Source organism: Sinorhizobium sp. P24N7 (assembly GCF_042436655.1).
GTDB lineage: Bacteria > Pseudomonadota > Alphaproteobacteria > Rhizobiales > Rhizobiaceae > Sinorhizobium > Sinorhizobium meliloti_A.
Map to the genome: position 1 here is coordinate 222,673 of NZ_JBHMIW010000002.1, position 21,924 is coordinate 244,596.

Here is a 21,924-nt window from a genome sequence, read left to right on the forward strand (position 1 = left end):
CCGCAGGCACAGCTAGTCGCGAACATCGCCGCACTCGCTACCTATACTACTCTTATGCTGCAGTTTCAATTTATTGTGGAAAGCGTTGTCGAGATGTGATCTATTAAAAGGTCAGAAGTTATTGGCGTGCCAGACCGAGGGGGGACATGGCGGACGTCATTCAACTCTATTCCGCTACGGGCGTGAATTACTCGGTCGATCTTTCGGCGCGAAGATCAACCGGCTCGACCGTTGAAGCCATCATTGTCACAGCACGCAACCATGCCAATACAGTGCTCGGTCAAGGCGAGCTCAAGGTCAGTTTCGACCTGCCTGATGAGCTGACCATTGGCGGACGGCTCAAGACTTGGAGTGAAATCCAAGCCGAGATCAAGGCATTTCGCGATGCCGCGAGGGCCGATCTCGCCGCGACGCGGGAGCGGATGCGTGACAACCTGCGAGAGCAGTTGGCGGAGCGTTCGATATCGCTGAGCGCAAACACAGGTGCTTTCCTTGGGATCGATGGCGTCGGCTTCGCCGGCGCGAGCGCCACGGCGCAACTGTCGATCGATCTGCTCCTGCTCGATCCGACTCTGCAGCCAAAGCCGGCCGACGATGCGGCCGTGCTGACCGCGCGCCTCAGCAGCCGCGGGACGGTTCAACTCGGCGGCAACACGTGCACTGCCGCGATGCTGCTCGTCCTGGTGGTCACTCGCGGCGCGCTGGTGAGCGCCGTCCCGTCGCTGTCGCTCGAGGGACTGCCGGCTGCAAAGATTCCCGCCTTCGACTTTCGGTGGCCCAGCATCGACTGGCCGTCGCTGAGCTGGTCCACGCTGGACGTGAATCACGTCGCGTCGCTGTTGCGCTTCGACCTGCCGATTCCGAAGGCAGGTGAATTCGATCAGCCGTTGCACATCAACTGGACCACGCCACAGCCTCAGATCGCGTTCGCGATAGACGCCTCGAACCATTTGACGATCACGACAACGCAAAATGGCACTGGCGAGCTCGTTTGCGACACGATCGATGCGAATGGCAACCCGTTCGCACAGAAAATCGCCGACATCACTGGTTTCGGCATCGCGCTGTCGAGCGGCGGGAGTTTTTCGCTTACCGGTGCAATCAAGGCCGCCACAGCATCGATTGGTCTGCCGCGGAAGCGAATCGATCAGCCCGACGCGCTGCCGTTCACGATCGAGCTCGATCCGGGCAAGCTCGAAATCCAGATCACTGCCGACATCAATCTTCCACAATCCGCCAGCGCCGACGTTACCGCCACGCTGGACCTGCCGCGCGTGCTGGTCCGGGCGAAGAGCGATCCGGCGCTGCTGCTCGCGCTCGGCGCAACCTATGAGCAACTCTATGATTCCGCTACGGGCGCATCGTCCGGCAAGCTGACCCGACTTGAGATTGTGGAGCCCTACCCGCTCGCACTTACGGCGCTGGCAGCACGTGAGGCCGCCGATGCCGCTGCGGGGCTAATCCGGCTGATCGGCGCAATCCGTCTGCCGAAGCCGAACGTCCCGGAGACCGGCCTGGTCGCGCTGCTGGAACGCATCGGCGCGATAATCGGCGCGGCGGTCAAATGGCTGGCGCGCCAGGCGGGTGGCGCGCTTGACGCGCTGCTCGGTATCGCGGAGGCAATCGGCAAGGCACTCGAGGAGGCGGTGCACTGGCTTCGCAAGGCGCTCAGCAAGCTTTCGGCTGGCGACCCGCACGTCGCGATCGAGGTCCGCCTCGATGCACGCAGCTTCGCGCTGCGCCAGATCGTCATCTCGCCCGCCTGGTCGGTGGCGCCGAACGAGGTGTTCAGCAGCGAGGCAGCCGCGCTGGATGTGACCGTACCGCTTAACTGGCGTCCATCCCTGGTGATCGACCTTGATGGTCCGCCAAGCGTCGCGCTAATCGCGCTGCAGGGCAAGAACAACAACACCTCTTTCACGCTTGGAACCGACCTGTGGCTCGCTCGCGATGCCAGCATCGAATCGGTCGCGGATACCGACGTCCAAGGTAAACGCCCGACGAAACGACTGATCCAGGTCGCCGCGAAGCTCAGCAAAGCGCAGCCGGTAGTGATCTTCCGCTTCCGCTCCGGCAAGACGGCCTTCTTTGAAACGGTGGAGGCGGCCGTAACGCCGCTGGTTGAAAGCGGAATCAGCATTGCGGGCATCAGTGGGCCCGTGGTCTATCGTCCGATCAACTGGAGCGACGTTGCCGTAGACGCAGAGATCGAACCCGGCACGGCGGAACGGCTGTTGCCCTTCCTGCAGTCATCGAAGGGAAATGCCAAACCGAGCTTCCTGGAGAATCTCGATCAATATATCTCGGTGAAGCCAGGGACGCCGAAAAGGGCCAAGGACGGCGTGGTGGAGCTGCCGCTCAATGCCGAGCTCCGCATCCGCGAAACGAAGGTGCAGCTGCCGCTCAAGCTCGGGCTCAATCTAAAGACCTTCGAGCTGCGCTTCGCCGGTCCGGAGATGATCGAGATCAAGGGCACGAGCGCCAAAAGGGATTTCGACGTCTTGGGATTGTCGGGCGAGATCGTTCCCAAGACGCACAAGCCCGGTGATCCGCTGCCCGCCGAATACGGCTTCTACAAGCTGGATTTCTCCAAAGGCGACGTGCGCCTCGCGCTGGCCGACAGCGCGCGGCTCGACCTCTCCTACGGCCGAGTCGCAAGCGGCGGGCGCGGCATCGTGTTCAAGGTCGAGGAGCTCGGCCTGTCGCGTGGCGGACTAGACCTCAATGCTAAGGTGGATCCCGATATCCCGGTGCAGCTCGCCGGCGTCGACATGCCGTTTCGCTTTGACAGCGGCGGATTGTCGATCAAGCGCAGCGAGATACAAGCTTTCTCGATCAAGGGAGCCGGGCAACTGCCGCCGGAGTTGGTTGGCGAAGCGAACGCCACGATTTCTATCTCAATGGGGCGCGGCAAGGATGGCTCGCTGATCGTGCAAAGCGCCGAGGCGACACTCGACAAGTCGAATGATCCGATCGTCTGCCACGGCACACGCTTTAAGCTTACACTCTCGGCGATCGGACTTGAGTTCAAGGACTTCTCGTCCCAGGGCGCGGGCTATCACTTCTACTTCACACTCACCGGATCGGCTGAATTCAAGCCGCGCGCGGGCGAATTCACGGACGGCCTGTTGAAGAACTTCGGCAGCCTGACGATCACTCTCGACAAGGCGCCGCTCGCCCGCGATCCCTCGATGCTCCTGACCGCAATCGAGTTCCAGGTCGCGGTCGAGCCGAAGAAGCGGATCAACTTCTTCAACCTCTTCACCTTCGAACTGCGCGGCATCGGCTTTCATCCGGCCTCGCGGGCCTTCGGCGGTAAGCCTGCAATGTCGGTCTCCGGTCAGGTCAACTTCGTCGAAGCCGGCGACATCGTCAGCCCCAAATTCGATTTCCACAAGCTCTGGATTGCGCCGCCGAAGGACGGCGAGACCTTGCCGCAAGTGCGCTTTGACGGGCTCACCGTCGGCGTTCGTTTCGGCGGCGCGGCCTCGATCGAGGGTACCGCCATTGCGGTCGATGACCAGCTGCCGAGCCTGTATAGGCCTGGTGCGCTGCCGGCCGACGTAACCGCGCATGGCTTCCTCGCGTCAGGCAAGCTCACCATCAAGGGCTGGGGCCAGATGGCCGCCTCAATGGGCTTCCTTGAGTTGCAAAAGCGCGGCGGCGAGCTGCGGCAGGCGTTCTTCCTTTACGGCGAGGCCGGGGAGCTCTCGATCGAGATCCCGACCCCGCTCGGACCTATCTATCTGCGCGAGGTCGGCTTCGGCTTCGGCTATCGCTTCACCCTGGCTGCGTTCAACCGCGCCGATCAGGTACGCAATGTGAAGCAGCTCATCGATGTCCTCGACGACATCTCGAAATATCAAGGCGAACTTGCTACTGTGAGGTCATGGGAGCCGGAGGCCGCGGGCAATCGACTGACGCTTGCGTTGCGCGGCCTGATCAGCATTTCCAGCGCGTCGGGCGAAAGGGAATACAACGCCGACGCGGAAAAAGAGATTCCCAACCCAGTGCTGTTCGACATCGTGGCGGCGCTGCGCAGCGATCTCACCTTCTTCATGAACGCGCGCGTCTGGATCGCGCGCAACTATGCGGACTGGCACGACTCAAGTGGGACCGATGCCTGGCGTACCAATCCAACCTTGCGCGGTTATGTGTATCTCTCGGTGCCGCGCAAGGAGTTTCTTGCCCGGATGATCGCCGACGGGACCGGCGACGTCGACGGCAAGCATCCCGAGTTGCCGGCGCCGTTGGTCGCAGCGATGAAGGCCGTGCGCTGGTCGGCCACCACCTATATCCGCCCTGGTCTATTCCACCAGGAGTTCGGCTGGCCCTACGAGCTAGGTTTCACCTTCGAGCGCGACAAGACGTTCCAGATCGTCTGCCAGGGCGGTCTGGTTAATCGCATTGAGGACCTCTCGATCCTCTACGGCATCGCGTTTCGCGCCAGGGGATTCGCGCAGATCGGGGGCTCCGTCGGCGGGCGCTCGTTCGGCGCCTCGGTGCTCGCGCGCGCAGACTTTTCGATCGATGCGAAATTCATCGCCTATCTGTCGATCCAGCGCTTCAACGAGACGCTGTTCTACGGATCGCTCGCGTTCGACGTCTCGATCTCGCTGCAAGTGCGTGTGTGGCTCGAATTCTCGATAGGCATCAAGGATATCCATCTGGAAATCGGCTTCTCGCTCTCGCTCACTCTCTCGATCGCGCTCGAGGTTGCAGTGTCGCCGCGGGCGATCGGTGGACGCGCCGCGGCATCGGTCGGAGTCGGCGCGTTCGGCCGCTCGGTCCGCCTCGGCATCGGCTTCGGCTTCAACGAGGGCGCGGTCAATACTGCGCGTAGCCGGGTCGAGCGGTTCCTCGCGCTCGGCCTCACGGTCGCGACTCCCGACTCCGAGCAGGGCGTCGCGCCGCCGGCGCCGGAGCAGCCTCGCGGGCCCACGTCCCGCGATGCAGACCAGATGCTGGACCACTCGCTCGACAAGCACGAGGAAATATCGGCGGGACCGCTGCCGCAGCCAACGCCGGAAGGTCGCGACCTGCAGCCGAGCGGCTATTGGGCGATGCTCTTCCCGGTCGCGGGCCGAGGCGGGGATGGCGAGCGCTTCGTCATGATCTTCGTGCCGCGCGATCATTCCGAGACTGGACTGCCGGAGGCGACTCTGCCGAAAACGACTGCGGGTGGACTGCTCGGCACCTTTTATGCACCGCCTTCCGTGTACGAACCAAACGGTTCGGTTCCACCGTCCCTGGTCATCCGCAACCGCTCGATGACCAGACCGGTTGCAGTCAAGAAACTGGAGTCGCGCAGGGACAACTCCGGCAGCACTACGCGTGAGGTCCTGTTCGGCGACAGTGCCGCCATCGAAATCTCGTACGACGTCGCCAGGACGGCATTCCAATCTGGACAGGACACGCTTTCGCTCGGCCGCTTTCTAGGACAGTGTTTCGTACGCGTGGGCGATGCCGCTACGGACCTGCGCGAGCCGTGTCCGAGGCGCATCGACGTCGATCCCGAGCGGTTGCCAGATGCGCGCGAAGCAGCCGCCCAGCTCCTCGCCACGGCGGGACGCGACCAAATCGCGCTCAAGGCGGAGGAGCGGGCCGCAAATGAAATCGAGGAGCGCCGCTCCGCGGTGATCGCCTCACTGTGCGAATCCGCCGGCAAGCTCGCGATGGGCGGCGAAGCCGCATGGACGTTAGAGGCAACGGAGCTCGGCCTCGACGTGCGGTCGCTCGGCGTCGCTTTCGTCGTCACACGGGCTAACATCGATGAGTTGTTCGAACTCCCCGCGCCGAACGGCGAAGCCGCGCCCCGCCGCGCTAAATTCGAGTTGGATGCGGCGGTCGGCGGCATCGGGGCACTGACGCCCTCGGTCCATCTTTTCAATCCGCCCGAGCGCATGTTCCGTGAGCGCGGGCCGAAGCTGGCCGAGCCGGTGGTCGAGGCCACACGCACCGGCATCCGTCTCGATTGGGACCTTGAGCCGGCGTTCGGTTTGTCGACCGGCGTATGGAACGATCCAGAGTTCGACCTGCAGCACTACCGCATCGAGCGCATTCTGATGCGTGGAGGTGTCGTAATGGCCTCCGTGCCACCGCGGCGGGTCACCGTCAAGGCCGCGGCACCGATGCGGCTGGTGCGCGACATCACCACCGGGGACTTCGTGTGGCGTTTTCTGCGTCCGAACGCGCAATATGTTGATGACCTGGCCGACTTGCCCGGCGAGCTGCGCGCCGCGATTCTGCCAGGCGCAGAGAAGAGCGAGAAAGTGGCAGCGCAGGTGCCCGACACGTTACGCTATATCGTCGTCCCGGTGGACACAGCCGGCACCGCAGGCGCTCCGACGCCGCTTCAGCTCGACATAAAAGCGCCGAGCCGGTCGCGCGAGGGCATCCGCCGTGCGGTGCTGCACTTCGAGTACCGCAACGACAACGCTCAAATCCGCAACATCGATGCGCCTCCCACTAGGCCGATTGTGACCCTCGGCCTGGATGACGGAATGGATCCAACGCCGGCGAAAGGCGAGCGCCCTGACGAACGCGGCAACGTAAGCGATAAGCGCACTTATATCCTCCGGGTGCGTCAGGAGCGCGCCGCTCCGACCGGACTCTACGGTAACGACGCGGTCACCGACGCGCTGGCGCGACCGACGGCCGGCGATTTTGCGCAGAAGCACGTCACCGACGAAGATTTCGAACTGACGCTGCCCAAGGTCAAATCCAACAACACGCCGAACCAGATCCCGTGGTTCGACGATCCGCGGCCGCTTGCGCACTCAGACGGCTACGGTTTGAAGCACGTCGGCTCGAGCGGCGGCAACGACCTTGATAAGTTCTTCCGCACGATCGGCGTGGACCTGTCGGGCGAAGAGCGTGCGCGCGACGGCGCACGCGGCGTGCGCTTCGCGATCCGGCCGAAGCATGAGCTAGGAGAGTCTCCAGGCCCCTGGTGTCCGGTCGACATCACAATGCTGATTGATTCCCGAGAATCGAATGCCCCGTCGCCGAAGCTGCCGCCGATCGCGGCGCCTGTCGAGATATTTGAGCATCCGGTGGCGATCGACGCCGCGCCGTTGCTGTTCGACGACCTTGGCGGCGAATCCGGCCGCGTGTTGGTCTGGCATCCGGCCGAAAACGGATTGCTCAGAAGCCTTCTGACACCGGACGCCAATGGTCCGGCCCTCGTGCTGCTGCGCGATGGCGAACGTCGGGTCGCGACGCGCGTGCGCTGGAACGGCCGCCCGGCCGCTGACGATGTCGATGCGGGAAACAGTAGCGCAAAGCGCTTGGCCCGCTTGTTCGGCGGTTTCGATCTGTTTGAGATAGATGCGGCTGACGAAGCTGAAAGCGCTACGACTGCTCCGGCGGCAGTTGCGATCGCCTATAAGTTGAGCACGGCGGTGGAGGACGCCGATCCGGGCAACGGGACCATCCGGCTCAATCGCAAGCCACAATCGCAGGCAACCGCGATCTTTGCCGACCTGCGCGACCGGTCAGGCGCCGACCGGACATCGGTGCTCGACCTAATCAACGACTCATGCGAGCGCGTGAAGGGGCAAGTGCGGCTGGTCAAAGCGAACGACGCATCGCGCTGGCTCGCTTTCGATCTGACCGCCGCGATCAGTGCGCAGGGTTACCGGAAGCTCGTGCTCACCTGCACTGACGCGAGCGATCCCACGCCTTTCGCCAATAACGATGCCGTCGTTCTGCTGTTCACACGGTTGCCAGCACGCCATGTCGCGCGCGTGCAGGCGCTCCCTGCCGCAATGGCGCGGCTCGATCCGCCGGAGATCGCGGATTTTGCCAAGGTCGAGGCGCACTATCCGAGCGAGACGCGCAGGCTGCAGAAGAAGGGCGCCGGGCGCCGCGCCGCTTGGTACACGCCCGCCGAATCCTATGTGGTGTGGCCGCAGCATACATTGCGGCGCGCGCTCTCCATCAATGTCGACGAAACGATCTTAACCGAACTGTTGTCGAACGGACGCCCACACTCGTTCGAACTAAGCCTCAAGGTCGGGGATAGATCCTATGAGGTCGTACGGCGCAGCGGTGGTCCATTCGACAACAGCCAGGGGCCATGGACCGCGCGCGGCCTGCGCATGCTGTTGCAGGATCTGACTTGGGACCCGGACAGCGCGGACGCGAAGAAACATTACGCTGAGCATCGGGAGCAATTCCGCAACGCCCGGGTCACCATCACGGCGCGAGAAGGCGGCGGAGCCGTGCTGGCGAGCACCGAGTGGTCTATCGACCTCGATCCGGTGCTCCACTCGGTGCTGGCCGATACCATCGACTGGGCGCGCTATGACGAGATGCCACCAACTGCCTTTCCGCCGCTCAAGGTGGACCAGGCGACATTCGACGCACAGTTGACGGCACAGACGCTGGATCAATCCGTCGCGGTCGAATTCCGGCTTGACGAATGGCCCGCGGCACCAGCGCCGAACGTGCTTGGCTTCCGCGTCGGCGGCGCCACGTCGTTTCCCGATAGACTGCGTTTCGAATACCCGCCAACTGCGAAGACAGCGCAGGAAAAGAAGGACAGCCTGTTGGCCGCACTGGCGCGGCTGGTCACGAACCTCCCTGCGCTGGCGCGGAAAAAGCTGGCAGACGATTTCGCCAAGGACCAAGGCAGCTACAACAACGTGCGCCTGCTGCTGCAATGCGAGATGTTGCCATCGGTCGCAGCTCCGGCAGTGGAAATTTCCTTCCCGGTCGATGTTCGGTCGATGTTCGAGGATCTCGAGCGCTCAACCTATCGCCGGTACGAGCCGGTGCTGGAACCATCGCCGAAGATCGGTGCGACCGATGTCGCCAGCTGGCTCGACGAAACGCCAGCTGAGCGCGACCCCTACGGCTGGGGCATCCTGCGCACGCTTGGGCTGGGCGCAGGACTGCGGCTGTACGATACCGAGACGCGCGAGTACCTGGCTCCGGACGCGACGCTACGCCAGTTGCAAAAGGCAATGAACAAGGCTCTCGCATGGTACGACACGCTCTCCATCGGTGCACCGTTCGTCGACGTCGTGACACGCGCGGGTGGCACGATGCGGCTTGCTTCATTCGACGGCGGCACTCCCGCCACGACACCGGACGATGTGCAGAGACTCATCAACCATGATGCCCTGGCGCTGACGCAGATATCACTGCGTCCCCTGCCCGACCGCTGGCGCCGACACGCAGGCGATCAAACCGCGATCCAAAAGCCGGTCGCCTATTTCGCCATCCGCAAGGCCACCGGACAGGCCTCACCGCTAACGATCGACTTGAGCAAGATCAATGCTGCAGCTATTGCGGTCGCCGATGTGCTCGATCTGACGGCGCAACTCGCTAAGCCACAATCTGTCACGCTATCGAACTACGTCCCGGACGGCGACCCGAAACGCAAGAAGCTGAATGAGGAGCTGACCGGCGGAGCAGGCCAGCAATCGACCCTGATGATCGACATAGCGCGGGCAAAGGACGGAGAAGTCGTCGCGCTTGTGCGTGCAACGGTGTCGGACGGCGATGCCTTCGGGATTTTCGGCCAGGCCTGGGGCGGCGGTGGGGACGTCGGGGAGATCGCCGATCCGATGGGCACGACCGGCCTGGAGCCGTTCGGTCGCTTTCGCGACATGGCCGCCGAGCGGTACGTCGCGCTCGCCGGATCCCATGCTGGGATCATCGAAGCCATTGAGGCGTTGAAGAGATCCGCGGAGCGGCGCTGGCCAAAGGCTTGGCCAGCCAGCGAGGATGAAGCCAAGCTGCTCGCCCGCATTCCCGACTGGACCCGCCGCTTCGTCGATCATGCTCCAGCGAGCAAGCCGCCGCGCGAGGTTCATTTCTCGCTCGCCGAGGTCACGCGTCCCGATCCGTGGCGCGTTGGAGTACAGGACGACGGGACCATGGAGGTGCTGTTGACGCATGACGATCGCAAGCGCCGGCTGAAACGCTATGCGATAAGGCCTTTCGGCCGTTACGAAGGGTTCGTCGACGCACTGCGCGCTGCGGAAAACGAGGCCAATCCGCGGGTACCGCAGCTGTTCGGCGCATGGAGCGACTGGCTCGCGGGGGAAGAGGATGCAGCGAACCGCTTCGAGGAAAGCTGGAGCCGCCGGCTATTGGATGTGGTGATTCCGCGCACCGAGCCGCTGGCTCCGCCGGTTCTGGTCGACGCTAAGCGGATCGAAATACTGCCGCCCGGCGAGACCAACCCGAAGAAGGCGCGGCGCGTGCTCGAGTTCATCTACAAACGGCACACCGAGGAGCTTCTGTCGGAGTCGAACGTGACGGTCGAGGGCGCCCTCTCGTTCGAGACCACGGCGGTCGGCTTCTGGCGCGAGTTCCCGATGCAGCGCTGGGCGCAGGACCTCGTTCCAGACATCAACACGGCGGCCGCATTCGGTGAATTGAATCCAGGTCCTAATCCCGCCGCTCTGATCGCCAGCGACGACATGTTCGGCGGTCTCGCTACAAAGGAGGGCGGACGCTACACCGATGGCTGGCGCGGCACGCTCGCGATGCGAACCGAGGCGCTGCCGTTCTTCTTCCGCATTCATGCGGCAGCCTTCGCGTCCGCCGGCGTCGTCGTTTCCGACCCGGTGATCGCCACCGTCGAGGAAGGTCACTATGATCTGCACCTTCCGTGGAAGCAGGATCTTTTTGGCGAGAGGACTCCCGTTCCACGCTGGTCGGTGCTGCGGCGCGACGGCGCCAAGCCGGGAGTCTATTTGGAATTCCATCTACCGCTAGTGCGGCTGGTTGACGGAATGCCGGTGGACACGCGACCGATCTGGTTGTCGCACAACGCGATACCCGAGGTGTTCAGCCTCCCTGATCCGTTCGCCCGCTATGAGATCAGGGCCTTGACGGTCGACAGCGCCGGCCTGTCAGCCGCGTCGGCGGAGCTCGACGTGATCGGCGAGCAGCGCAGCGAGGACAGCTCCAAAACCTCGGGCCATCGCGTCAATGTCATCGGTCCGCTGTTCGCGGCGGACTCGGCCGAGCCCGACGAGTTATATCGCTGCACGAACCATGGCGTGTGGTGGCAACTCGCGATCTCGTCCAGGCTGCAACAAAAGGAACAGCTCGAAGCCGAAACCTTTGCGCCGCACATCGATCCGGTCGTGTTTGGGAGCACCATGCATCACCCACTGGAGCTGATTGAGCTGGATCCGCAGGCATTTGCCGCCGGCGCGGAGTGGCAGAATCTCGCGCCTCAGACGCCGGTTACGGCGACGGTGACTCCGGTTGCGAATACGGATGCGGCCGCCTTCGCGCAGTTCAAGGTCGATGTGACCGTTTGGCGCGATGCGTTCGCCGCCTATGCGGCGAATACCGCCGGCAAAGCGATCCTGGACTTCCTGCAGGCATGGGTCGACACCGACGGCAACGCGCCACCGCCGACGACACTAACGGCCAATGATTTTATCTGGGGACTGCCGCGACTGCCCGAAGGCAGACCGACGGCAGTACAGGTCACCCACACGGCAATCGGAGACTGGCGAGCGCCCGCCGATGCCGGAATCGCGGGGCGCGAAGCGCTGCGACAATTGAAGACGAGCAAGACCCAGGGCGGGTACGCTCAGGACGACTTCGACACCGGCGTTCGCGAGTTGGTGCGGACCGAGATGCGACGCCTCTCCGCGGCACGCAAGGAGCGCGAGCCTGGAAACCGCTTTCTCGACTTCCCGCCATTCGCGAGCCCACTCTCCGACAGCCTGGCTGCAGCGGCGCTCAAGGTCGGCCTCGCGACCGCCCCGGATGGATCGCGCCTGCTGCCGCCCAGCGCGGACGTGATTGCACGGGTCACGATCAATGCCAATCCACTCAAGGATGCGGCCAAGGTCGTCGCCTTGATCAAGGCCCTGGAGGCGACTCCCTTCACCGCCCTCGCCATTACCGAACTCGGCGTGCTCGAAGACGGCGTGCTCAAGGACGTCGACATGAGCGTGCTGGTGCATTTGCCCTGCAATGCGCTGCTCGAGAACGGCGTCGCCAGTGCACTGGCAGACCTCGGAGCGGCGAATCAAGCGGACTGGCGCGCAGTGTCATTGCTGTTGCGCATGCCGCCGACCGATCAGGAGCGGGACACGATTATGGCGGCTATCACCACGACCGTAACCGATGCTGCAGAGCGCGATGCGCTCGCGGCTTTTACGGACCGCACCATGAGCGGGCAGGTGTTCGGGCTCGGTCGCACACTCGGCGTGAAGGTTTTCCGCGGGAGCGCCGATCCCGCCGAGGATGCGATCGTCAGGTCGGGAGAGGGAGCGCAGCCATGTCAATGACACCGTTTCGCCGCATCGCGCTCGAGGGGCCTGATTTCAGCGTCGACGAGCGGGTCTGGGAAGCGCACGTCAATCTCGGCTTTCCATTCAACGTCGGCGCCGAGCCGCCCGTGGTGCGCAATCATTCCATGCGACTGCTCGCGCAGACCGCGGACCCGGTCAACGCCACGATTGTCGGCGAGCATTCGGGAAACGCGAAGACCAGCGTGTCCTTGCATCAGCCACTGCTGCTCACCGCCGCTGCGACGACCGTAGACTTCGGTCCCGGCGACAGCGCGGCCGCGATCGAGATCCTGTCGGCGGCTTTCGAGCCAGTCCGGCTGACAGGCGACGACGCGCAGCCGCGCTACTCCGAGCTGCACGCCGCGCCACGCGACGGGTGGCCCAACGGACCGTTCGAAAAGGACAAAGACGGTCTGTTTCAGATCGTCGCGCCGCGTCTGCGCGCGACCAGAGGCGTAATGCGCGTCGGCTACGCCAATCCAGCGCAGCATGGATCGGCCGTGCTGACCAAGCGCCTGACGATGGACTGGACGCCGCTCGCTGAACAACGGGTGCGGATCCTCGGCAACCTACAGATCGGCACGGTCGAGACGCTCGAGAAGGTCGGAAGTCCCCCAAAGAAGGCGCGCGCCATCGCCTTCGAGCTGGTACCCGAAGGCGTGGAGTTCGATGCGCACGTGCCGGACCCGTTCGGAACGAAAATCGATTCCCTGCTCGATCTGCGCCTGCGGCTTGTCGCGGTTCACCGCGCCAACCGCAGCGAGATGCGGCTCGACCTGGTCGGCGGGTCGGCCGACAGCCTGAAGAGGTTATCGGAGGGGCTCGCCTGGATGGCGCGCGATTTTGCGGCGCGCGGCGGCAATATCGTGCTGCAGGTCGACACGCGCGGCATTCCGCCGCTGTCGTGGTCGCTCGCTTATGACAAGGTCAGCAAAGCGTACAGCTGCGGCGCGCCGGGGGTGATTCCGGAGGTCCTGCTGCGCGAGGACGGCGTCGGTATCAAGCTGCTGACGCGCGCCGACGCCGGAGGCGGCGAGCTCGGTGTCGCCGAGTTGGTGCGCTATGCAGTGCGGCTAGCGACCCGCAGCCCGACCGCGAGCGTCCAACTGAGTATCGAGTCGGTGTCGGACGAGCCAGCCGCGCCGGCAAGCGGACCGACGGTCACCATGTCTTGGAGCGATCCGCCGCAGGCCCCAAGGCCGTACGGAAACCCGGACGCGGTCATGCTGACGAGATTCACCGGTGCCGCCTCGATGGAGGTGCTCGGCGCCCGGTTCTCGGAGATCTGGGGCCGTTCCGGCGCAATCGCGCAGAAGACATGGCCTCCCTATGCCTTCATCGCGCTCGATCGCGGCTGGGTGCAGATCCCGCTCATGGATGCGCCGAAGCCAGGCACTGTGAAGACACGACGCGCCGCGACCGGCCCATCCGCCTTCGCGGGCTTCATGCGCGTCGATGTGCCGCTCAAATCCGGCACGCTTCCGGGTGATCCCGCGCCCGACGGCAGCGACCTGCCCGGGCTGCTCGTTGTCGCGTCTAGCCGCATCTCGATCACCGTCACATGGGCGAAGCCGCTCGAGGCCGACGCCGCACGCACCATCAAGGTCGAGATCGAGGATTCCTTCGGGACACTCGACGGCCTGCTGTGGGCCGGCGAGGCCAGTCCCTCGCCGGTCGAGATCCTGCCGCCACGCGATGCCGGGCCGGCAGCGCTGCACGCGATTCCGATCGTGTTCGGCGGCCGAGATATCACGGGCTGGAACGTCAATGTCGGCGCGATCGCGGGCGGAACGCTCGGTGAAGTCAGTTTCCCGCTTCCGGTCGTGACAAGCCCCGACGCCGGGCCTCTACTGGTGTGGCAGCCGCATAAGGAGCTTGCGCTGGTTTCCACGGTCGCGATGACACGCACGGCGGAGAGCGCGACGCGCCCCTCGGCGACGCGCGAGCTGGTGCCGGCCCAGGTGGCGTCGAACGGCGAGCTCACGCTCGTATTTGGCGCCGACAGGCGTCTGCCCGAGGTCGTGCTGCCGGCCGGAACCAGCGTGCATGGCGACGGCCGCTGGCGCTGGCCATGGCCCGGCGAAATCGCTGCCGAAGGGTCCTCTCCCGCATCGCCGCGCGAGCAGGCCGGAGTTGCGCTTGCGGCTCTTACGCTGCCGGGAATCGAATTCACCCTTGGGCCGAATGCCGCGAAGCTGGAGGCGGACGCGAGCCTGCTGGTCTCGCTGCGCTTCGATCTGCCGATCCTCGACGAGCTGTTCGCCAATGCAAAGGCACCAGAGTCTAGGATCGCGCCTGGCAAGAAGCAGGCGATGTCCGCACGGGAGACGCCGCCGACCGCACTCGACCTGCGCAGACTTTCCGACGTCTGGTTCGAGAACGCACGCCGCATCGCGCGGGCACGCACCGAAGCTGACCGCGTGGTGCTGCAGGAGATAAAGCTCGACGATGGCCAAACGGAGCTGCGAGCCTGGCATCAGTCGACCATGAAGACCAAAGGCGTTGTGCGCGGCCTAGTAGAACCTTACGTCTGGGCGCCGCAAGCCTTCGCGTTCGCGCTGACGCGGCCGGGCCAGGACGCGACTCTCGGCGCCTATTGCCTCGGCGATACGGCCAAGGACGAGGATTGGTATGCGGGCGCAAAAGCGCTGGGCGGCCTCACCGCTGACTTCACCATTAATGGTGACGCGCTGACGCCGGGTGGCACTGACGTCAGGATTGACGGCTTCGCGTCATCGTCGTTCAAAGCTAAACCGCGACCGCCGATCGGCGGCGACACAGATCAGCTGCATGACGCGCGCGGTCTGTCGCTAGCGTTCGACCCGAAGCCGTTGTCCACCGCGATGACCGCGCGCGAGCTTTCGCTGCGCAAGGCGCCGGACGACCAGCGTCTCTCCCTCGCCACCCGGCATCAGCCGATTGCGCTCACGATCGGGCAGGACAAGCTGCAGTTCTGGTTCCGCGATCTCCCGGTGAAGGAGGGCGCGAAGCTCGTGTTCGACCGCTCCGGCGGTATCGAGACCGGCGCCGGCCCCGATCCCGAAGCGCTCAACCGCAGCCGCATCGCAAAGACGCTGTACGAGTGGCGCCTTTACCCGGTGGTTGTCGCGGGCGAGCTTGGCCGATTCGAGATTCCGCTCGCCGGTCCCCTCGCGGCGCGGCCGCTGCGCCTGTTGGCCTTCGAGATGAAGCCGGACGGGACACCGGTACTGCTCGAAGTGCTCGCCTCGGTCGGGATCGCTGGGATAGAGGCTTCGGCCGCGCAGCAGCGGGACATGGTATTTGCCGCAGAGGACGTCTATGCGTCGGGCAACTTGATCGTGCTGCGCTTCGATGATTCGGACGGCAATTTCGCATTCCGCTCGATCGGTCAGGTCAGGGTCGGCGACTCGCCGCAGGATCCGTTCCCGGTATCGACGCGCGAGCTCTTGTTTCGCGCCGACGCGCCGATCATGCCGGTATCCAGCGTGCCGATCACGCTGGGGCTTGGGCTGCAGGAGAAGAACGGCGACGTCGACATCAAAGCGGCCAGCCTGACGGTGCGTCTGTTCGGGCAGGCCTGCAAACTCGACCTGCGCGACGCGCGCTTCGAGGCGGGCGCAATCAGGGCAAGCTGCTCTGGCGATCCGGGCGAAAGCCCACTGCAGCTGAAAAGGATCGATCTGGAGTGGCAGAAGGCCGGCGCGCCCCGGCTGACACTGACGACCGCGGAACTGCGCGCGCCGCTGCGGACAAACGACCCAGCGAGCCCGATAGCATTCACGCGCGACTATGGCTCTGGCGCCATTCGCTGGCTCGAGTTGACGTCAACGGCGGCGCTTCCCGTGGAGGAGGTCGATCACGACGCCGGCGTGGTCCGCATCCAAATCGCTGACGAGATCGCAAACGCGGAGCTGTTCCGCGGCTTCCTACTCCCGCCCGGACAAGTGAGCGGCACGGTCGCGTTCGTCCTCAAACGCACCCCGTCGGGAGCGTTTGCAGCATGGCCGCAAGCGAAGCTCGGATCCGCCTACGTGGAATTGGCGTTTGATGCCGCGCAAGCGGGCACGACACAGCGCATCACAGCGATCCGCCACCGTCACCTCGGACGCTCCAATGGTGAGCCGACTTGGCAATCGTCGCTGCGGCTCGATGCCGACTTCGGCAAGCTGAAGACAAGTACGATCAAGTGGCCGGTCGGACATGCGACGGTAGGCAACGCGACGTTCGATCCGCACCCTAGCCAGAAGGCGGAATGGACCACAACGCTAACCATGGACCCGGGGTCCGGCCTCGACCTTGTGCACGAGGTGCAGCCACGGCTGTGCGCGCACGTGCTGCCGCTCCAACTCCTGGTGCAGGAGGGAGACAGGGTCGCACTGCACGAGCCGTGGCGCTTTCGCGCCGTGGTCGAGCACCAGCTCATCCCGGCCGAGGGACAGTTTTGGCCAGGCAGCCAATCCAGGACCCCGCTCGCCTGGACTTCGCTCGACGAGGTTTGCCTGATCGACCTGCGCGCGCTCGCGTCCGATGCGATCGTGGAATTCGAGCCGGCCACGCGCAACACCGATTACGCCTTCATGGCGCGTTACCGCGGCAACGAGAGCAACATCCGGATTGCGGGCGTGGTACGGCGCGCGCTTGCCAATGCGGGGTTTCCGGTCCGTGCCATCCTGGCAGCGGTCAGGAATAAATATCCGAAGGTCGAAGATCTCGAGCTGGTTCCGCCGGCGCTGCTGCTCACCGGCTCATGTGTGACCGAGGTCGTGACCGGCATGCAGCGCGTCGGGCTCGACGGCAGAACCGAGATCGGCGTCACCCTCGTGCCGCAATGGATTCTGCCCTGGGCGCAGGTGGCGGACGACACCCCGTCGATCGGTCCACTGAACTACTGTCCGCAGATCGCCGCGAGCACGCGCATGTACAAGATCGCGGCGCACGACGCCGCCGCGGGAGCGCCGCGCCGGCTCGACGGAGTGCCGCCGCGAGCATTCTCGGTTCAGGATGGGACGCAAAGCCTGGTCGAGGCGCGCTTCGCGGCAATTGTCGGCGCGGCGCAGCCGGACAGTGCCGCGGCCACCATGGCGGTGGACCAAGCCTTCCTGGAAAGCGCGAGCGCGCTCAACAATCAACTTGAGACTCCCCTGTTTCCGCGCACCCTGCTGGCGCTGCGCACGGTGGCCGAGGCTTTCGCGCACGCGCCCGATGCCCGCTGGTTCGGACGCGCGGTGCGATGCGTCGCGCCGAGCCAGGACGTACCGCACCGGGAGACGCGCTTTACCGTCAGCGTCTGGCCGCTAGAGGCGGCGCCGGAACGGGCGCCGCCCGCGGTCACGCTGCTGGTAGCGGACGAGCGTCAGGTCGCCGCCGAGATCCTGCCGCCCGCGCTTGCGGCGACGCTGTCGGATCCCGCGAGCAACGCGCTCGCGCTGCAGGGTGCGCAACGTGCGGAGGCGGCGCTGCGCGCCTTCAGCCTGAGCGCCGCGCCGCGCGTCGTCATGCTCGCCCGGGTCGACACGAGCTATCTGACCATTCACGACAAGCCGCCGGCCGCAGATCCCACGGCGGAGCGTACGACAATCGTCGATGCGGCCGCGCCGTTCCCGCATGTGGACTGGACGTTCGCCAAGCCGGCGCCACCCGGCCTGATTGGGCAACCGTCGGTCGCGCTGCGCGACCGTGATGTGACAATCTATGCCTCGCCGGCGCTCGGGTGGCCGAACGAGCGGCGCAACGAGGAGCTCGCGCAAATGCATGCGCGGCTTGGCAACGAGGAGGTGCGGCGCAACACCGAGCGCGCTTGGGCGGGGCGCGTGCGCAGCCTTTCGTGGCCTGCGCACGCCTTCGGCCTCGACGCGAGCACGCCGGACGAGGCGCGCGAGAGCGAGGAGGTCGCGCATGCGGCCTTCATCGCGATGGGGCAACGCGCCGCATTCCGGCGGCGTGCCGCTAAGGACTTGCGTTCGCCGCCCGACCGGCTCGCGGTGCTGGCGCCACCGCGGGCGCGCGCCCCGACCATCGAGGCGCTGACGGCGGCGTTCGGCCAATCGCGCATCCCTGCCGTCGGCACGACGGCAGCAAAGGACCGGTCGCGCCTGACACCGCTTCTTCCCGGGCCGGTCGAGGTCACTACCACGGGGCAGCGTCCGGGCGCGATGCTCACGCAGCACGAGGGAGTTCTACTGACTTGGCAGGAGAAGCCGTTCGACCCGGATTTTGCCCGCTTCGGCGTGCCAGCCGCGCGCGGACCGGTGATTGCACGGCAACTCCGCGCGCCGCGCTCGTCGAAACTGCCGGACGACGCGGAGCTCGAACTGCGGCGCCAGACCTTCATCGCTGGCGACGAGCGCAGTCCGGCAACCAACAAACCGAAGCTATTCAAGCTGATCAAGGGCGCCGCGGTGGTTGCGCGCTTCTTTCGGCTGCTCGATGCGAACGACCACGCGCTCAACCCGCGCAGCGTGACTCTGACGGTCGGCACACCCGCGCTCGGCTGGCTCTCGTCGGGCTGGAGCGGTCGGATTCGCCTGGTCGCGGTCGTGCCAGGCGACATTCCCGCGCGCGTCGCGCTTGCACGCATCGGCCTTCTGCCGCCGACGCAGAACGGAACAATGAGCCACCTACCCCATGCGGCGCTCCAGGTGGGAACAGCGGTGATCCGGTTTGAGAGGATGATCTGGGGCGAGACGATCGACGCGGAGGATCATCCGACCGGCGATCCCAATGCGAAGCGGCTGCTGCTCGACTTCGCCATCAGCGGCGCCGCCCGGCGCGAGGCCGCCCAAACCAGCATCATGTTGGCGCTGCGCGACGCATCCGCCGATACGCCGATCCGCTTCACGGTGCGCTGCGGCGCCCCGATTAAACCAACCGACGCGGCGGCAGACCCCAAGGAGACCGGCGAACTGACACTGGCGACTGACAGCCTGGCTGGCGCAGCCAATGAGGATCTGGTCCCGGGACCACCGCAGGTGCTGGTGTTCGATCTGCCGCACGTCCCGGCGCGGCGGCGCTGGCTGCCGCAGACGCCGTTTACTCTCGCCTTCGGGGATCCGGCCTATGACCGCGAGCTTGGAAGTCCGGCGCGGAGCAACGCGCTCGGCATCGACGACGTGCCTCACGTATTGGCGGCCGATCGGGCCGAATACGACACCGCCGCGACGATTCACTTCGCGTTCTGGCGCCGCGAACGGACACAGAACGCCAATCCGAAAGCTCCCGACAACCGCCAATGGATGCTTGACGTGCAGGTCGTTCCGGCCGCCGGCGGCGCGGCGCGCGATCTTGCAATCGCCGCCACGACGGCGCCCGGGATTCGCTACAAGGTTCTCGGACTAGCCGCCTATGCAATCGCTATCGCGAGCCTGCGCGAGACGTTCGACGGCGCGGCGTTGAACGACCAGCCAGCACAACTCCTCCCGGGCGATCGCCTAAAGCTGACGGTAACCGGAACAGGCGCGGACAATATCGCGCATTCGATCACGGTCGATGTCGGCATCGTGGCCGAGCCGGTGTTGCCGCCACCGGCGGCGTCCTACGGACTGGCGACGCTGCAGCACGGCGGACACACGGTCGGCACCGCGCTGTTCGCGACCGCGCCACTCCCGCAGAAGATCGATCTTCCCGACCTGTTAAACGATCTCATCGCCGGACACGTAAGGCGGCGCGCTTTGTTCTTGTGGCCGTTCGTGGCGTCGGGTGTACCGCCGGCGGAAACGCCCTTCGGCTTTCTGGTCAAGGTCGATCGCACTGGCGGCGGGCAGTTGCCGGAATCGCGCGGGGAGTTCGCGATACCGGAGTAATGTGCGCCGGGGCGCGGCGCACCACCATATGCAGCGTCATCGCTTACCTGCTTTCCGCCTCCCCGCCAACTGGATATAGGCGCCTTTCTGCGAGGCTACATACCAAAAGAAACCCAGTCGCCTGGCGGCGTTCGAGTTCATATTTCTCCAGCTTATAAGGAAGAAGCACCGCCCACGTTTTCGACATCGCTGGCGGCAGCCGGCAGGGTCCTGACTTTCTCGCGCAGCCCCGCTGACGCGCGAAGCTGCCAGAAAATGTCTCGAATCTCCCGTTCATGGCTGGTTCTTTCCCGGCTGTTGACACTTTGCAGACGCTTTCCCATAGTCAACAACTTCATCGCGCCGCAGTTTGATCGTAGGTATCTTTTTATAGTAATAATAGACCGAAAGTCAGAAGCGCAAGCGCAACTGAGGCAGCGCAAGCAAGCTGCGTACGGCGAAGATTGCCAGATGTGAGTTCACCGGATATTAGGGCATTTAGGCCATTTAGCGTATGTCCAATGTCCTCATTTGATGCCCGCTTGATATTTACAATTGACACCTCCACTCCTGAAACCGCAGTGAGAGTTACGCTGTAATTAAAGTAGGCGTAACCAATGGATAAAACACAACTAGACAGTGAGATAAACGACAATAATGAAGCCATTGGCGCCTCTTCAGCTATGCCACTCGACGCTGTATTGACTATAAGAAATGCGAGCGCAGCAATTCCGGCCATTAAATATCGATACTGTTCAGCCGATCGCCTGAATACTGTGTTCGCTAAAGTTAGCATATCGTCGGCAAGGCTCTTATTGAGCGCTATTTCCATGTTCGCCCCTTCCATGACCTTCTCCCGTTTTTCGCGTAGGAAGCGAGTGAACCGCGTCGGCCCCCGAGGCTAAATAGTGCGCGGTTGACGATCGCGGCCAAGTCTGGTTTGCCGCGCGTCTCGACTACTGGGGCGCCTAACCCCGCCGAAGATTGCACCTCGACGAATAATGTCTCGGTGGGGCAGATTTCCATCATGAGGACCTCCATTCAGTCGGGTTTGACATATAGAGCAATGCCGCTGCTGCTGGGCGGTCTCCGCCACACCTCCGATTGCGCCTCAAAACAAGGTGCCCGTCATCGCGAGACCTGCCCTCGCAGCAATTCCACGGGCATCCCCTAGCTTCCGCGGCCATACACCACTGGAGCAAGATATTAATCGTTCAATTCATACTAGATCTTCCTGATAGCGTCTGATGCTAGTGAACATTCTATTCCCTCACTTGTCCTTATTCTTGTATAAGAACCCTCATCTTCTAAAAACGTAACTTTTGCTCCGCTCCTTATATCCCATTTTTCCGAGCCAGAATCCCGGACATTCGCCCAGCAAACCTCGTCTTTAATAACCTCGTGTGTAGGATTCTCTTCTTGAGACATTGCATCTCTCCCGGTTAATTCATTCAGTGTTGCCGTTGAGACATGACTGTAGCATGAGAGATAGGATTTCCGCATGACGAATTCCTGTGGCTTTTCTTTCTGACGTCGGTCTGACTTGCCACCGAACTTCATCCAACGGCTAGCCTTCTACTATATGTCGCACTCTCTTAAGTTTTGCGATTGTCAGAAGACAATCTATGAAGCATAATTTAGCAGCGGGTGAAATTTCAGATTCTGCAAGGCTCCGACGGGGACTCGGATCATGCGGCACTGACTGGACGCGCGCGAATATAAGCTTCTCCTCAACCCACAGCGGCTCCTAGAGGCACCTCCCGATACAGTCGCCGAAATCTTCTGGGACGAGCATCTGGGGCCGCTCATCCGTCGCGAAAAGGTGGCCAACCACGCCACGCGGGCAGTTCGACAGGCGCACCGAACGCTTCGTCCGCCCGAATTCATTC

Annotated in this window: 4 protein-coding genes; 2 read left to right on the forward strand and 2 right to left on the reverse strand. The window is 64.1% G+C overall.

Annotated elements, in window-relative coordinates; translation table 11 throughout:
- Positions 1 to 146 precede the first annotated feature (146 nt).
- Together ACFHWW_RS03870 and ACFHWW_RS03875 are read left to right on the forward strand one after the other, a co-directional pair.
- Positions 147 to 12,272: a hypothetical protein gene (locus ACFHWW_RS03870; RefSeq protein ID WP_283067788.1), complete on the forward strand. Its 12,126-nt coding sequence runs from the start codon at positions 147 to 149 to the stop codon at positions 12,270 to 12,272.
- Complete coding sequence (locus ACFHWW_RS03875; protein ID WP_283067787.1) at positions 12,263 to 20,056, forward strand: hypothetical protein; 7,794 nt, start codon at positions 12,263 to 12,265, stop codon at positions 20,054 to 20,056. Before ACFHWW_RS03870 ends, ACFHWW_RS03875 begins: the two co-directional genes overlap by 10 nt.
- A 367-nt stretch (positions 20,057 to 20,423) precedes the next feature.
- On the opposite strand, the gene ACFHWW_RS03880 is transcribed toward ACFHWW_RS03875, so the two are convergent.
- Together ACFHWW_RS03880 and ACFHWW_RS03885 are read right to left on the reverse strand one after the other, a co-directional pair.
- Positions 20,424 to 20,882 (reverse strand): hypothetical protein, encoded by a 459-nt coding sequence (locus ACFHWW_RS03880; protein WP_283067785.1) that lies wholly within the window; start codon positions 20,880 to 20,882, stop codon positions 20,424 to 20,426.
- Positions 20,883 to 21,259: 377 nt separating this feature from the next.
- Positions 21,260 to 21,538 carry a hypothetical protein gene (locus ACFHWW_RS03885; RefSeq protein ID WP_283067783.1) on the reverse strand — a complete coding sequence of 93 codons (279 nt, stop codon included), beginning with the start codon at positions 21,536 to 21,538 and terminating at the stop codon, positions 21,260 to 21,262.
- Positions 21,539 to 21,924 lie beyond the last annotated feature (386 nt).